This is a genomic window from Nocardioides psychrotolerans, assembly GCF_900113685.1.
In the GTDB taxonomy this organism is placed as follows: Bacteria; Actinomycetota; Actinomycetes; order Propionibacteriales; family Nocardioidaceae; genus Nocardioides; species Nocardioides psychrotolerans.
In genome coordinates this window covers 78067-93030 of the sequence record NZ_FOQG01000005.1, presented here as the reverse complement: position 1 = coordinate 93030, position 14964 = coordinate 78067, and the positions used below count along the sequence as shown (strand labels likewise).

Annotated in this window: 15 protein-coding genes; 8 read left to right on the top strand and 7 right to left on the bottom strand. The window is 72.0% G+C overall.

The genetic code is table 11. The features are described 5' to 3' along the window. The first annotated feature begins 15 nt into the window (after nucleotides 1-15). The gene (locus BM204_RS07885; protein ID WP_246165970.1) at nucleotides 16-441 is read left to right on the top strand and encodes a hypothetical protein; all 426 of its coding nucleotides are present in this window, start codon (nucleotides 16-18) and stop codon (nucleotides 439-441) included. 37 nt (nucleotides 442-478) lie between these two features. Here BM204_RS07885 and BM204_RS07880 read toward each other — a convergent pair whose 3' ends face one another. Both BM204_RS07880 and BM204_RS07875 read right to left on the bottom strand, forming a co-directional pair. Next, nucleotides 479-1939 carry a glutamate-cysteine ligase family protein gene (locus BM204_RS07880; RefSeq protein WP_091111844.1) on the bottom strand — a complete coding sequence of 487 codons (1461 nt, stop codon included), beginning with the start codon at nucleotides 1937-1939 and terminating at the stop codon, nucleotides 479-481. Nucleotides 1940-1979: 40 nt separating this feature from the next. Then, on the bottom strand, nucleotides 1980-2984 hold the full coding sequence (locus BM204_RS07875) for a DUF4192 domain-containing protein (RefSeq protein WP_091111842.1): 1005 nt from the start codon (nucleotides 2982-2984) through the stop codon (nucleotides 1980-1982). A gap of 79 nt (nucleotides 2985-3063) precedes the next feature. On the opposite strand from BM204_RS07875, the gene BM204_RS07870 reads away from it, so the two are divergent. Beyond that, the gene (locus BM204_RS07870; RefSeq protein WP_091111840.1) at nucleotides 3064-4389 is read left to right on the top strand and encodes a DNA polymerase IV; all 1326 of its coding nucleotides are present in this window, start codon (nucleotides 3064-3066) and stop codon (nucleotides 4387-4389) included. Between the two features lie 45 nt (nucleotides 4390-4434). Continuing rightward, nucleotides 4435-5433 (top strand): GNAT family N-acetyltransferase, encoded by a 999-nt coding sequence (locus BM204_RS07865; RefSeq protein ID WP_091111839.1) that lies wholly within the window; start codon nucleotides 4435-4437, stop codon nucleotides 5431-5433. On the opposite strand, the gene BM204_RS07860 is transcribed toward BM204_RS07865, so the two are convergent. From BM204_RS07860 to BM204_RS07850, 3 genes are all read right to left on the bottom strand, one after another. Next, nucleotides 5420-6262 (bottom strand): 5-oxoprolinase subunit C family protein, encoded by an 843-nt coding sequence (locus BM204_RS07860; protein WP_218031143.1) that lies wholly within the window; start codon nucleotides 6260-6262, stop codon nucleotides 5420-5422. The two genes, BM204_RS07865 and BM204_RS07860, sit on opposite strands and share 14 nt — an antisense overlap. Continuing rightward, entirely contained in the window at nucleotides 6259-6909 is a 651-nt protein-coding gene (locus tag BM204_RS22955; RefSeq protein ID WP_246165967.1) for a 5-oxoprolinase subunit B family protein, read from the bottom strand. The genes BM204_RS07860 and BM204_RS22955 overlap by 4 nt, the downstream gene beginning before the upstream one ends. 404 nt (nucleotides 6910-7313) lie before the next feature. Continuing rightward, nucleotides 7314-8018: a 5-oxoprolinase subunit PxpA gene (locus BM204_RS07850; RefSeq protein WP_091111836.1), complete on the bottom strand. Its 705-nt coding sequence runs from the start codon at nucleotides 8016-8018 to the stop codon at nucleotides 7314-7316. Nucleotides 8019-8068: 50 nt separating this feature from the next. On the opposite strand from BM204_RS07850, the gene BM204_RS07845 reads away from it, so the two are divergent. From BM204_RS07845 to BM204_RS07835, 3 genes are all read left to right on the top strand, one after another. Then, on the top strand, nucleotides 8069-10192 hold the full coding sequence (locus BM204_RS07845) for a S9 family peptidase (RefSeq protein ID WP_091111834.1): 2124 nt from the start codon (nucleotides 8069-8071) through the stop codon (nucleotides 10190-10192). Between the two features lie 179 nt (nucleotides 10193-10371). Next, the gene (locus tag BM204_RS07840; protein ID WP_091111832.1) at nucleotides 10372-11325 is read left to right on the top strand and encodes a sigma-70 family RNA polymerase sigma factor; all 954 of its coding nucleotides are present in this window, start codon (nucleotides 10372-10374) and stop codon (nucleotides 11323-11325) included. A gap of 82 nt (nucleotides 11326-11407) precedes the next feature. After that, nucleotides 11408-11863 (top strand): GNAT family N-acetyltransferase, encoded by a 456-nt coding sequence (locus BM204_RS07835; RefSeq protein ID WP_091111831.1) that lies wholly within the window; start codon nucleotides 11408-11410, stop codon nucleotides 11861-11863. Here BM204_RS07835 and coaE read toward each other — a convergent pair. Further along, a complete protein-coding gene (coaE, locus tag BM204_RS07830) occupies nucleotides 11844-12461 on the bottom strand; it encodes a dephospho-CoA kinase (protein WP_091111829.1) in 618 nt (205 codons plus the stop codon). The two genes, BM204_RS07835 and coaE, sit on opposite strands and share 20 nt — an antisense overlap. 26 nt (nucleotides 12462-12487) lie before the next feature. On the opposite strand from coaE, the gene BM204_RS07825 reads away from it, so the two are divergent. Then, nucleotides 12488-13762, top strand: a complete 1275-nt coding sequence (locus BM204_RS07825; RefSeq protein WP_091111827.1) for a class I adenylate-forming enzyme family protein — start codon at nucleotides 12488-12490, stop codon at nucleotides 13760-13762. Here BM204_RS07825 and BM204_RS07820 read toward each other — a convergent pair. Beyond that, nucleotides 13725-14669, bottom strand: coding sequence for a GlxA family transcriptional regulator (locus tag BM204_RS07820; protein ID WP_091111826.1), 945 nt, complete (start codon nucleotides 14667-14669; stop codon nucleotides 13725-13727). The two genes, BM204_RS07825 and BM204_RS07820, sit on opposite strands and share 38 nt — an antisense overlap. Nucleotides 14670-14762: 93 nt before the next feature. Between BM204_RS07820 and BM204_RS22595 the strand changes: the two genes are divergently transcribed. Then, a complete protein-coding gene (locus tag BM204_RS22595) occupies nucleotides 14763-14924 on the top strand; it encodes a hypothetical protein (RefSeq protein WP_170259083.1) in 162 nt (53 codons plus the stop codon). The last annotated feature ends 40 nt before the right edge of the window (nucleotides 14925-14964 follow it).

Below are 14964 nucleotides of genomic sequence, written 5' to 3'. Positions count from 1 at the left end.
CGACACGCTGCCGCTGTGGCCGAAGGACTGCATCAGCCCGTCAGCGCGTCCGCGCACCGCGCGCTGCGGCGCGCCGTGCTCGACCACGCCTCCCACGAGCACCGTCGGATTTTCGAGCCGCTGCTCCACGTCGGCGTCCCCGGCGGCGAGGTGGCGGTGCTGGGCCTGCGGCGCGGTGAGCACACCGACCACGGGCTGCGCTGCGACCTCGTCGCCGCACTCGTACGACGAGCCCTCCGCCCCGGGCCACCTCCGCTGGTCTGGCTCACCCGCTCGGGCGACCTCGAGCCGGAGGACGTCGACCTGGCCTGGCTGGCCGCCGCGCGCGCGGCCTACGCAGAGGCAGGGCTGGCGCTGACCATGGTCGTCGTCACCCGACAGGGCTGGCGTGACCCGCGCAGCGGAGCCACGCACCGGTGGCAGCGGCTGCGCGGGCGCTGAGCCCGAACGCCGAGCGCCGAGCGCCGAGCCGGGGGCGCTACCAGGTGTGGACAGGCTCGTTGGTGTGCATGCGCTCGGCATAGTCGAGCAGCACCGCCCGCAGGGCGTCGTAGCGGTCCTGGTCGGTGCGCTGGTGCATCTGCCGGGTGAACCACTCGGCACCGTTGCGACCCGTCAGGCACCGCTGCTCGATGATGCCGAGCATCCGGTCGATCTCTTGGGCCGTGGCACCCCAGGCCTCGAGCCCCTCCTGAGCCAGCGGCAGCAGCCGGCGCAGCACCAGCTCGGTGGCCTGCACCTGGCCGACGCCGGGCCAGTAGATCTGCGCGTCGATGCCTTGCCGGGCGGCGACGTGGAAGTTCTCCTCGGCCGCGCTGAAGGACATCTGCGACCACAGCGGCCGCTCGCTCTCGGCGAGGGCGCGCACCAGGCCGAAGTAGAAGGCGGCGTTGGCGATCGTGTCGACGACGGTCGGACCGGCCGCGAGCACCCGGTTCTCGACGCGCAGGTGCGGGACGCCGGCGTTGACGTCGTAGACGGGCCTGTTCCAGCGGTAGATCGTCCCGTTGTGCAGCCGCAGCTCCGACAGCGTGGGCGTGCCGCCCGCCTCGAGGACCTCGAGCGGGTCCTCCTGGTCGGTGATCGGCAGCAGCGCCGGGAAGTAGCGGACGTTCTCCTCGAAGAGGTCGAAGACCGAGGTGATCCACCGCTCGCCGAACCACACGCGCGGGCGCACGCCCTGGGACTTGAGCTCCTCGCTGCGGGTGTCGGTGGCCTGCTCGAACAGCGGGATCCGGGTCTCGCTCCACAGCTCCTTGCCGAGCAGGTAGGGCGAGTTGGCCCCGACCGCGAGCTGGATGGCCGAGATCGCCTGCGAGGCGTTCCAGTAGTCGGCGAACTGGTCGGGCGAGGTCTGCACGTGGAGCTGCGCGCTCGTGCAGGCCGCCTCGGGCACGATCGAGTCGGCGGTGGTCTCGAGACGCTCGTGACCCCCGATGTTGATCGTGATGTCCTCTCCGCGGGCGTCGAGGATCTGCTCGCTGAGCAACCGGTAGCGCGGGTTGCCGCTGATCGAGTCCCGCCCCATGTGGCCCTCGGCCAGGGTGGGCAGGATGCCGATCATGACCAGGTGCGCGCCTACCTCGGTGGACTTGGTCTGGGCGTTGTTGAGGCTGCGCCGCAGCGTGTCCTCGAAGGTCGTGAGCCCACCCTCGCGCAGTCGCGCGGGCGGCACGTTGATCTCGATGTTGAACTGACCGAGCTCGGTCTGGAAGCCGGGGTCGGCGATCGCCTCGAGCACCTCGGCATTGCGCAGCGCCGGATCGCCGAGCTCGTCGACGAGGTTGAGCTCCACCTCGAGGCCGGTCATCGGGTCATCGGTGTCGAACGCGGCCTCGCGCAGCATCCGTGCGAAGACGTCGAGGTTGCGCCGCACCTTCTCGCGGTGACGCGTGCGGTCGGCCCGGGTGAACTCCTGTGCGTCGACCTCTTCTCCCATGCCGGGGAGCCTAGACCCAGCTCCGCTCAGGCGGCCCTGATCAGGCGACCCTGTGCAGACCCAGCCGCCAGTCCATCGGGCCCATCTCCGCCCAGGCCGAGGGCGGGACCGCGGCGGTGAGCAGCTCGGCGAGGGTGGTGGCGAGGGTGTAGTCGGGCTCGGCCGCGAAGGCCACGTCGAGGGCGCACCAGGCCAGGGCGCCGTGACCTGCCTGCCAGGCCGACCAGGCGAGGAGCGTCGCCGCGGGGGCCGCGAGCTCCGGCGGCGTGCGGCGCAGCAGGTCGCTCCACCACGCGACATGCTCCTCGGCGCTGTCGGCCGTGATCGTCGCCCAGGCGGCGTCGCGCACCCGCAGCAGCACCAGGCCACGCAGCAGCCGTGCCACGATGTCGGCCTCCGGCGCGCTCCCCCGCGCGACCAGGTGCTCGACCAGCAGCTCGGTCCACTCCCCCTCCGCCAGGATCACGTCGCCCTCGGGCGGGTCGTCGCGACCCCAGCGGAGGGGCTGCAGCTCGAGCGCGGCGGCCACCTCGCCGACCCGCGCCGGCACCGGGAGCAGCGTGCGGGCCAGCTCGGCGCGGTCGGCCAGCGTGACGCGGCCGCACAGCACGGCCTGGACGACGAACGGGTGCGCGTTGACGTCGTAGGGCATGCCGAGGTCGGCTGCGAGGCGGTCACCCCCGAGCAGCGGGAACCAGCGTCGTCCGTCGGCGCGCAGCGCCTCCAGCACGACGATGCCCGCGTCACGGAAGCCGTCGCGCAGGGCGCGCCAGACCCGGCCGGCCATCGCCTCGTCCTCGGAGAAGAGGACCAGGACGACCCGGCGCACGCCGTTGCGCACCGCCGGGTCCACCAGGCACTCGACAACGTCCGGCACGTCGTCCTTGCCGTCGGGCAGGTCCACACGTGCGTGGAAGGGATGGGTGACACCGAAGGTCAGCATCGCCACGGAGTCGGTGGGGGTGAAGCCGAGCGTCACCGCCACCATGGCCAGCAGGTCGTCGGGGCAGCGGGCGGTCATCGGGGTCAGATCGTGAGGTCTCATGCACAACCCGTCCCCCCGAGCGACCGGACCCACCCCTGGCACTTCGCAGCCTGTGGATGACCGCGGGTACGTTGCGTTGGTGCGCGCCCAGGCCTCGGTCCTCCACCTGGACCTCGACGCCTTCTTCGCCGCTGTGGAGCAACGCGACAAGCCCTCACTGCGCGGCAAGCCCGTCGTCGTCGGCGGGGTCGGCGGCCGGGGTGTGGTCGCGACGGCGTCCTACGAGGCCCGCCAGTACGGCGTGCGCTCGGCGATGTCGACGCGCGAGGCGCGGTCGCGGTGCCCCCACGCGGCATTCCTGGGCGGACGCTTCCCGGCCTACCGCGAGGCCAGCGCCGCGGTGATGGGGCTGCTGCGCTCGGTCTCCCCGCTGGTCGAGCCACTCTCCCTCGACGAGGCCTTCGTCGACCTCGCGCGAGCCGACCTGCCCGACCTCGAGCTCACCACCGTGACGGCCTTCGCCGAGGAGCTCCGCCAGCGCGTGCACGAGGTGACCCACGGCCTGACCGCGTCGGTGGGGCTCGGCACGTCGAAGTTCATCGCCAAGGTGGCCAGCGAGCTCGACAAGCCCGACGGACTGACCGTGGTGCCGCCCGGCACCGAACGGGACCTGCTGCGCCCGATGGCCGTGAGCGTGATCCCGGGCGTCGGTCCGGCCACCGACGAGCGGCTGCGTCGGGCCGGCCTCCGCACCGTCGCCGACCTCGAGGCGGTGGACCTCGACGAGCTGGTGCGCCTGGTCGGCAAGGCGCACGGCTCCGGCCTGTGGCACCTCGCCCGCGCCCTGGACGACCGCCCAGTCGTCTCCGAGCGCGAGGCCAAGTCGGTGAGCGTGGAAGGCACCTACGAGACCGACCTGACCGACCGCAGGCTGATGGAGGGGCTGCTCACCCGGCAGGCCGGCGAGGTCGCCGCCCGGCTGCGCAAGCACGGGCTCTCGGGCCGCACGATCTCGATCAAGGTCCGGCTCCACGACTTCACCACCCTGAGCCGCTCCAGCACCCTCAGCTCCCCCACCGACGCGACCGCCACGATCGCCCGCCTGGCCCGCGCCCTGCTCGCCGACCTGGACACCTCCGGCGGGGTCCGGCTGCTCGGGGTCGGCGTCTCCGGCCTGGCCGACTGGATCCAGGACGACCTCTTCGGCGAGTCCGACCCCGGGGCCCCTGCCGACGACGACCTACCGATGATCGAGGCGCCCACGTCTCGTCGTACGACGTGGGCGCCGGGGATGGACGTCGTGCACGCAGCGATGGGGCGGGGCTGGGTGTGGGGCTCGGGTCGCGGCGTGGTCACCGTGCGGTTCGAGACCGCGCAGACACCGCCCGGACCGGTGCGGTCCTACCCCATCGACGACCCCGACCTGGCGCCGTGGCGACTGCCACTCCCCGAACACGACGCCTGAAAACTCGGTCGCGGTGCAGACCCCGGCGGGCCTAGCCTGCGACGCATGGACCTGCGAGTGCTCGACATCCACGACGACGACCTGATGCGCCACGTGCACCGGGTGGTCGACCGTGGCGAGCAGCACGGTCGCGACGGCATGCCCCGGTGGACCCTCACGGAGTGGGTCGAGGCGGCGCGCGCCCCGGACAGCGGCGAGCGCGCGGAGCACCTCGGGGTCTTCGTGGACGAGACGCTGGTCGGCGTCGGCATCGCCTACCTGTTCCTCCTCGACAACACCGACAAGGCCTGGCTGGAGGTCGTCGTCGACCCCGACCACCGACGCCGCGGTGTTGGCACCGCGCTCCTCGCCCGGCTGGTCGAGATCGCCGAGGCCGACGGCCGCACCGTGATCTGCTCGGACGCGAAGATCCCCTTCGAGCAGCTGGCCGAGCATCCCTACCGGTCGTTCGCCGAGCGTCACGGCTTCACCCAGTCCAACATCGAGGTCGTGCGGCACCTGCCGCTGCCCGTCGAGGAGGTCCGGCTCCAGGACTGGGCCGACCTGGCGGCCGAGAAGTCGGCCGGCTACCGCCTCGAGACCTACGTCGGCCACTTCCCCGGCGAGCTCGCGGAGTCACTGTGCGTGCTGCTCGGCCAGCTCGCGGTCGACGCCCCCACCGGCGACGTCGACTACGAGGAGGAGGTCATGACGCCCGAGCGGCTCGCCGAGCGTTACGCGATGTCCAAGGCGATGGCCCGTGAGACGTTCGAGACCGTCGCGGTCACCCCCGAGGGGCTCGTCGCGGCACAGTCGACGCTCCAGGTCCCTGTCGAGGGCACTGATGCCTTCCAGTGGGGCACCTTCGTGCACCGCGAGCACCGGGGCCACCGGCTCGGGCTGGCCGTCAAGACCGCCAACCTGCGGGCGATGCAGGAGCAGCGCTCTCAGATCCGACGGGTCGTGACGCAGAACGGCGAGACCAACGGCTGGATGATCTCGATCAACGAGCAGATCGGCTTCAGCCCGGTGGAGGCGTCGGTGGAGTTCCTCAGGCGGGCGTGAACCGCACCGTCTCCCCGGGCCGGAGCTGCGCGCACTGCCACAGGTCGGCCTCCTCGACGACCGCAAGCACCGGATAGCCACCCGTCGGGGGGTGGTCGGCCAGGAGCACCACGGGCTGCCCGTCCGGCGGCACCTGCACGGCACCCAGCACCAGGCCCTCGCTGGGCAGCTCGCCGTCGCGCACCCGCTCGAGCGCCGGGCCCTCCAGCCGCAGCCCGATCCGGTTGCTCGCGCTGCCCACCTCGTACGTCGATCCGCACAGGGTCGTCAGGGCGCGGGGCACGAACCAGTCGGCCCGCGGTCCGGGGTGCACCCGCAGCGCACCGGCGCGGGGCGGCCGTGGGGTGTCGTGCGGGGCCGGTCGCCGCACCAGCGGCCCGACCGGCAGCCGGGTGCCCGGCTCGACGCGGGGCGGGCCGACCCACGCGAGCGTGTCGGTCGCGCGAGAGCCCAGCACGGGCTCGACCGCGATGCCGCCGCCGACCGCGAGATAGCTGCGGACCCCGCTGCTCGTCGTACCGAGGCGCAGGCGGGAGCCGGGGGCGAGCCACTCGGGTCGGGCCTGGCCGCGTGGGGCGCCGTCGACCTCGATGGGGCACACGGCGCCGGTCACGGCGACCCACGCCCCGACGTCGGTCGTGACGACGAGTCCGCCCAGCGTCACCTCCAGCACCGCGGCGTCGGGGTCGTTGCCGACCAGCCGGTTGGCGAGGGCAGCTGCCGGCGGGTCGAGCGCCCCGGCGCGCGGGACGCCGAGGTGAGCCAGGCCTGGACGACCGAGGTCCTGGACGGTGGTGAGCGTGCCGGAGGCGAGGACGTGGAGGCTCACGCGCGCACGAACCGCACCCGGGTGCCGGGCGGGAGCAGCGCCGGGTCCGTGCGGGTGGCGTCCCAGAGCACCACGTCCGTGCGACCGAGCAGACGCCACCCGCCGGGCGACGCCGTGGGGTAGACGCCGCACCACGAGCCGGCCAGCGCCACCGCCCCGGCAGGCACCGCGGCGCGCGGAGAGTCCAGCCGCGGCACCGCCGGCTCCGAGGGCAGACCGGCCAGGTAGGCGAAGCCCGGAGCGAAGCCGCAGAAGGCCGAGGTGAAGGCAGTTCCGATGTGCCGGGCGACCACCCCCTCGACGTCGGTGCCCCACTGCTCGGCGATGTAGGCGAGATCGGCGCCGTCATAGACCACGGGCACCTCGACGACCGGCCCCACCGGCCCCACCGGCCCCACCGGTCTGCCGGCCACGATGTCGGGGGCGATGTCGGGGGCGACGGCGTCGGGGGTCCAGGTCAAGAGCCGGTCGCGCAGGTCTTCGACCGCCGCGGTCGCCAGCCCGTCGAACAGGACCGTGCGGGCGGCCGGCACGACCTCGCCCGCCGCGATCCCGACCGTGCGGGCCCAGGTCGCCAACGCCAGGGCTGCGGACGCGTCGGCGACCTCCGCCAGCAGGGCGTGAGGGCCGAAGGGACGCAGGTGCACGGGACCAGTCTGCCGGTGGGCGCGAGGGGCCATGGCCGAAATAGGGTGAGGACCTCTTGGTGGTATGAGCATCAAGAGGCCCTCGGCTTGACCGGAAACGGTGACGCCCGGCCGATCATGACGGGCTCTCCGCCCCCGCCGCCCCCGTCACCGGGCCGACGCCTCGAGTTGCCTCGCGGTGTGGGTCTTCGAGCCTTGTCCGATCCCCAGTCCGTTGCCTCCCTTGCGGTCCGCGCCGATCTGGTAAGGAGAGTTCTACGTGTCGGCGCACGACCCGCGCAAGAGCACCACGGAGGTTTCTGCGACAAACTTCTGGTCCCACAGGCTCCTCCACAGAAGAGGCCCGCGAGTGCACAGATTTTCGAGGATCTCCACAGGTCCGGGCGAGATCTGTGGACAGGAGGTCACAGCCCGCGCAGCACCCAGCCGGCCGCCTCGAGCGCCCGTCGTACGGCGTGAGCGTTCGCGACCGCCCCGGGCTCGTCGCCGTGGAGACACAACGAGTCGACGCGGGGCGCCATTGCCAGCGCCTGCTCGGTGATCGCCCCGGGGTCGTCGAGGACGGCACGGAGTCGGTCGCGTGCGACCAGCCGACCCGTCTCGTCGTAGGCGCGATCGGGGAAGCCCTCGTGCCACACCCCGCGTCCGGCGTCCGCGGCGAGCGCCAGCAGCACGCCGTCCATCCCGAGGACCGGCAACGCGCCCGACCCGGCCAGCACGGCGCCGGCCTGCTCCACGTCGTCGAGCACGCGGTGATAGAGCGCGCCGTGGGGCTTGAGGTAGCGCACCTGCGTCCCCTCCGCGAGGGCGATCTCGCCGAGAACGCCCACCTGGTCGGCGACCTGCTCGCGCAGGACCTGGCCCTCGACGTCGGTGCGCCGACGACCGAAGCCCTCGCGGTCGGCGTAGGACACCTGGGCGCCGACCGAGACCCCTCGGCGAGCGGCCTCCGCGCACACCGCGCGCATGATGGCGGCGCTCCCGGCGTGGTAGCCGCAGGCGACGTTGGCGCTGGTCACGACCCCCAGCAGGGCGACGTCGTCGGTGACCTCCTCGCCGAGGTCGGCGTTGAGGTCGACGACGCGCTGCTGGTCCCCGGGCTCACCCACGGTGCGACTCTCTCACCACCGTGGTGGAGGGGGTGGATAGCGTTCACGACATGTCACAGCCCGTCGCACCCCTCGCCACCGCCCGTCCCGTCACGACCGAGCACCACGGACGCACCCGTGTCGATGCCTACGACTGGTTGCGTGACAAGGAGTCGCCGGAGACGGTCGCCTACCTGGAGGCCGAGAACACGTGGACCCAGGAGCGCACCGCGCACCTCGCCGACCTGCGCCAGACGCTCTTCGACGAGATCAAGGCGCGCACCCTCGAGACCGACCTCTCGGTGCCGACGCGCAACCGCGACCACTGGTACTACGCGCGCTCCTTCGAAGGTCGCGAGTACGGCGCCAGCTGCCGCGTGCCGGTCGCCGGACCTGATGACTGGACCCCGCCGACCCCGGCGGAGGACTCGTCGGCCGACGAGCCGGCGCTGCCCGGCGAGGAGGTCCTGCTCGACCTCAACGAGCTGGCCGAGGGCCACGACTTCTTCTCGCTCGGCGGGTCGAGCATGCGACCCGACGGGATGTGCCTGGCCTACGCCACCGACACCGTCGGCGACGAGCGCTACACCGTGCGCTTCAAGGACCTCGCCACGGGCGAGCTGCTCGAGGACGTCATCACCGGGGTGCTCGGCGGCGTCACCTGGGACCGTGACGGCGGATCGGTCTACTACTCCACGGTCGACGAGTCCTGGCGTGCCGACAAGATCTGGCGCCACGCGATCGGCTCCGACCAGGCGTCCGACGAGCTGGTCCTGCACGAGCCCGACGGACGCTTCAACGTCGGCCTGGGCCGCACCCGCAGCGACCGCTTCCTGGTGATCGCGATCGGCTCCAAGATCACCTCCGAGTGGCACGTCTTCGACGCGGACGCCCCCGATCTCGGCTTCCGGGTCTTCTGCCCGCGCGTCGAGGGCGTGGAGTACTCCCTCGACCACGCCGTCATCGGCGGCCAGGACCGGTTCCTCGTGCTGCACAACGCGACCGGCGCCGACTTCGAGCTGGCCGTGACCCCCGCCGAGCCCACCGCGTCGGACGGCTGGGAGCCGCTGGTCGCCCACGACCCCGCCGTACGCCTGGAGGACGTCGATGCCTTCGCTGGCCACCTCGTCGTGCACCAGCGCAGCCAGGGCCTGACCCAGCTGCGCATCCTCGAGCTCGGGGACGCGGGCGTCACCGACGACTACCTCGTGGAGTTCGACGAGCCGGTCTACACCGTCGGCTCGGGGGGCAACCCGACCTTCGCACAGCCGGTGGTGCGGCTGGGCTACACGACGATGGCGATCCCCTCGTCGGTCTACGACTACGACGTGCGCACGCGCGAGCTCACCCTGCTGCGCCGCGCGCCCGTGCTCGGCGGCTACGACCCGGCCGACTACGAGGAGCACCGGCTGTGGGCCACGGCCGACGACGGCGAGCGGGTCCCGATCTCGATCGTCGCCCGCAAGGGCCTGCACGAGGCCGGTCCGATCCCGGTGCTGCTCTACGGCTACGGCGCCTACGAGGCCTCGATCGACCCCTACTTCTCCATCGCCCGGCTCTCCCTGCTCGACCGGGGCGCGGCCTTCGCGATCGCCCACGTGCGCGGTGGCGGCGAGATGGGCCGACGCTGGTACGACGGCGGCAAGATGCTGCACAAGACCAACACGTTCTCCGACTTCGTGGCCTGCGCGCGGCACCTGGTCGAGACCGGGTGGACCACGCCGCAGCAGACGATCGCGGAGGGCGCGAGCGCCGGCGGCCTGCTGATGGGAGCGATCGCCAACCAGGCACCGGAGCAGTTCGGCGGCGTCGTCGCCGGAGTGCCGTTCGTCGACAACCTGACCTCGATGCTCGACGCGACGCTGCCGCTGACGGTGACCGAGTACGACGAGTGGGGCAACCCCGAGGCGGACGCCGAGGTCTACGACTACATCGCCTCCTACGCGCCCTACGACAACGTGGCGGCCAAGCGCTACCCGCCGATCCTCGCGGAGACCTCCTTCAACGACACCCGCGTCCTCTACGTCGAGCCCGCCAAGTGGGTCGCCCGGCTGCGGGCCACGGCGACCGAGGCGGACGTGCTGCTGCGCACCGAGATGTCGGCCGGTCACGGCGGGGTGTCGGGGCGCTACAAAGCCTGGCACGACCGGGCGTTCTCGCTCGCGTGGATCCTCGACAAGATGGCGCTTGCCTGACCGCGTTGCGGGGTACTGCTGAGAAGTCCCTGAGAAGTTGACGGTTCAGCAACTCCGGGGCAATCCAAAGCGTCCTTCATACCGAAGGCTCTACAAAGGGACCGGGAATCCTCTGTCCCCCACGGGCGTTTGGGATTAATGCAGGGTGCCAGGTCACCCCGCAAGTGAGGAGGGTCCCCATGGCTGCACGGACCACTACGGTCACCCGCGAGATCGAGGGACGCGACAGCGTCGGGCTCTACCTCGACGAGATCGCGCGCACTCCTCTGCTCGACGCGGCCTCCGAGGTCGAGCTGTCCAAGACGATCGAGGTCGGCCTCATGGCCGAGGCCCTCATCGCCGAGGGTCGCGTCGGTCGCCGCAAGGGCGGAGCCCCGGGCTCCGCCACGCTGGAGGAGCTCGAGTGGATGGCGGAGGAGGGTCGCAACGCCGTCGACCTGTTCATCTCCGCCAACCTGCGGCTGGTCGTCTCGATCGCCCGCAAGTACGGCCGGGCGCAGATGCCCATGCTCGACCTGATCCAGGAGGGCAACACCGGCCTGATCCGTGCGGTTGAGAAGTTCGACTACACCAAGGGCTACAAGTTCTCCACCTACGCGACCTGGTGGGTGCGTCAGGCCATTACGCGCGGCATCGCGCAGCAGGCCCGTGTCGTGCGCCTCCCCGTCCACGTGGTCGAGGAGCTCAACCAGGTGGGCGGCGCCCGTCGCACGCTCGAGCGCCAGCTGGGCCGCGACCCCGACCCGCAGGAGATCGCGATCGAGCTCGGCATGGAGCTCGACCGGGTGCTCGACCTGATGGCGTGGGGACGCGAGCACGTCAGCCTCGACTCCCCCGTCGACGAGGACGGCGACACCTCCCTCGGTGACCTGATGGCCCAGGAGACGGCCCCGGGTCCCGACCTCACGGTGCTCGACGTCGAGGCCCGCGACCGGCTCAACTCGCTGGTCGGGCAGCTCGACGACCGGGCCGCCGACATCATCCGCGCGCGCTACGGCCTCGCCGACGGACGTCAGCACAAGCTGGCCGACATCGGCGTCAAGCACGGCATCTCCGCCGAGCGCGTGCGTCAGCTCGAGCGGGAGGCGCTGCAGAAGCTGCGCCGTCTCGGCGACCCGGACCTCGCCGCCTGATCTGGCATCACGACGACCGAGCCCCTGCCCCACGCGGTGGGGGCTCGGTCGTTCTCGTCCCGCCCTGGCTAGCCTTCGTAGGGTGAGGATCGAGCCCGACGACCTGCGGGGTACCACGATCGTGGCCTTCCTCGAGGACCACGTCGCCCAGCTGCGGGCCGTGACCCCTCCCGGCAGCAGCCACGCCCTGGACCTCGACGGGCTGCGCTCCCCGGACGTGCGCTTCTGGTCGGCCCACGACGACGCTGAGCTGGTCGGCTGCTGCGCCCTCAAGGCGCTCACACCGCTCCACGTCGAGCTCAAGTCGATGCGCACCGCGGCCCACCGCACCCGCGAGGGCATCGCCCAGCGGCTCCTGGTCCACCTGCTCGACGAGGCACGCGCCGCCGGCTTCTCACGGATCAGCCTCGAGACCGGGTCGTTCGACTTCTTCGCGCCGGCCCGCATGCTCTACGCGCGCCACGGCTTCGTCGAGTGCGAGCCGTTCGGCGACTACGCTGCGGACCCCCAGAGCACGTTCATGACCCGGGAGCTGTGAGCCCGGCGGTGAGCCCGGCAGTGAGCTCGGCGTAGACCTCGCCGACGCGCACCCGCAGGTCCGCGAGGCTGCCACTGTTGTCGATCACGTGGGTGGCGATCGAGAGCCGGTCCTCGCGCGTGGCCTGGGCTGCGATCCGCGACTCGGCGTCCTGCTGGGTCCAACCCCGGTCCCGCAGCATCCTCTCGACCTGGAGCTGGGTCGGGACGTCGACGACGACCACGGCGTCGAAGGTGTCGGCACGACCCGACTCCGCCAGCAGCGGGATGTCGTGGACCACGAGGGCGTCCCTGGGCGCCGCCTCCTCGAGCGCCACGATCCGCTCGAACACCAGCGGATGGATGATGCCCTCGAGGGTGCGCCGCTGCTGCTCGTCGTTGAAGACCACGGCCCCCATCGCCGGCCGGTCGAGGTCGCCCTCGGCTGTCAGCAGCTCGGCACCGAACGCCTCCACGACCGACGTCAGCCCAGGAGTGCCGCGCGCGACGACCTCGCGGGCGAGCTTGTCCGCGTCGATCACCACGGCGCCGAGCTCGGCGAGCATCGCCGAGACCGTGCTCTTGCCCGACGCGACCCCACCAGTCAGTCCCACCCTCATGGCGTCACCGTAGTAGAACTGGCCCCATGACCGACGCACTCCTCGGCGAGGGCTCCCGGGTCGCTCTCCTGGTCCCGGGCTCGCTCGACTACCTCGCTGCGGTCCACTCGCTACTGGCCCGAGCGATCATCCCGATCCCGCTGGATCCGCGCCTGACGACGTACGAGCGCGAGCGGATCCTGACCCAACTCGCCCCCGACCTGGTGGTCGAGGACGAGGCCACGCTCCAGGAGCTGGCAACCGGGGACCGCGGCCTGCCCCGTGCCCGCCCGATGCACGTCACCAGCGGCACCACCGGCACTCCCAAGGGCGTCTTCAGCGGGTTGCTCGACGACGAGGCCGCAGCAGCGCTGGTCGCCGAGGAGCGTGACCTGTGGGGCTTCCGGGGCGACGACGTCCACCTGGTGCTGAGCCCGCTCTACCACTCCGCGCCCCTGCGCTTCGCCCTCGGTACGACGCTCGCGGGTGGCCGGGTGGTCGCCCCCGGACCGTTCGACCCGGCCACCGTCACCGCCGCGATCGAGCGCGACCGACCGACCTCGATGTTCTGCGTGCCGACCCACCTGCAGCGGCTCAACGCCTACTGGGACGACGTCGGCGCGCCTGACCTGTCCTGCTTCCGGCTGGTCGCCCACGCCGGCGCCCCGTGCCCACCGGACGTGAAGCGCCGGCTGGTCGCAGACTTCCCGGCAGGCTCCACCTGGGAGTTCTACGGCTCCACCGAGGGTCAGTTCACCGCCTGCCGGAGCGAGGAGTGGCTCGAGCACCCCGGCACCGTGGGTCGCGCGCGACCCGGTCGCCAGCTCTCGGTCGACGACGACGGCACGATCTGGTGCGTCGTGCCGTCGCATGCGCGCTTCACCTACTTCCGCGATCCCATCAAGACCGCCGCTGCCTGGCGCGAGCTCCCGGACGGGCATAGCGCCTTCTCCGTGGGCGACCACGGTCGCCTCGACGACCAGGGGTACCTCTACCTCGACGGTCGCCGCGAGGACCTGATCATCAGCGGCGGCGTCAACGTCTACCCCCTGGAGGTCGAGCTGGTGCTCGGCGAGCACCCCGGCGTCGACGACGTCGCCGTCTTCGCCCTGCCGGACGACACCTGGGGCCAGCGCGTGTGCGCCGCCGTCGTCGGCAAGGCGAGCGAGGCTCAGCTGGACGCCTACGCGCGCGAGCGCCTGGCGCCACCGAAGCGGCCCAAGACCTGGGTCCGGCTCGACGAGCTGCCGCGCACCCTGACCGGCAAGGTGCGTCGCGACCAGCTCAGCAGGCGAACTGGCGACGGTACTGCTGCGGACTGACCCCGCGCACACGACTGAAGTGGTGCCGGAGGGTGGCGGCGTTGCCGAATCCCACGGCATCGGCGATCTGGTCCACGGAGTTGTCGGTGCGCTCGAGCATCTCCTCCGCCAGGTGCAACCGCTGCGACGTCACCCACGCGTGCGGGGTCGTGCCGGTCTCGTCGCGGAAGCGTCGGGCGAAGGTGCGCGGCGACATGTGGGCCTTGCGGGCGAGGGTGTCCACGTCGAGCGGTTCGGCGAGGTTCTCCTGGGCCCACGACAGGACAGCACCCAGGGTCTCGGCCTGGTAGTCGACCACCTGCCGGGCGATGAACTGGGCCTGGCCACCGTCGCGGTGGGGCGGGACCACGATCCGGCGGGCCGTGGTGGCCGCGACGCGCGCGCCGAAGGTCTGGCGCACTAGGTGGAGCGAGGCGTCGATGCCGGCCGCACTGCCCGCGCCGGTGAGGACGTTTCCGGCCTGGACGTAGAGGACGTCTGGGCGCACGATCGCACCCGGGTAGCGCTGGGCCATCAGGTCGGTGTAGCGCCAGTGCGTCGTGCACTCCTTGCCCTCGAGCAGGCCGGCCTCGGCGAGCATGAACGCCGCGCTGCAGTGGGCGTAGACGATCGCCCCCCGGTCGTGGGCGGCGCGCGCGACGTCGAGCACCGCGGGGTCGAAGTCGAGGAAGTCGGAGCGTGGCGAGAAGCAGACCAGGTCGGCGTCCTCGGTCGCCTCCAGCCCGCGGTCGACGTGCAGGTCGAAGCCGCCCCGGCCCCGCACCCGCCCGGGACGGGGGGTGCACACCCGGAAGTCGAACACGGGGTTGTCGTCCTCGGGGTGGTAGGGCTCGCCCCACACCTCGACGAGGGAGCCGAGCCCGAACGGCTCGGCCCCGTCCTGCACGATCACCGCGACGCTCTGCATGACCCGACCCTAGCGGTGAGTTGGCAGGAAATCGATCGGACGGGTCTTATCTGCCACTAGTGGCATTAATTCGTTGCATGCATGATTACTGCCATGACCCTCATGATCGCAGTCCTGGCCCTCTCGGTCGCCGCGCTGGTCGCGACGCTCCGCTCCGTCCTCCACGACGGGTCCGCGCGCCCGCCACGCTCCCACCGCGTCGACCCCGACTTCCTGCCGCCGTCGGCGCGATCGTCGTTCGACCGTGCATCCTGAGCCCCCTCGCTCCCGCACGCCGAAGGCCCGGCCCCCCTCG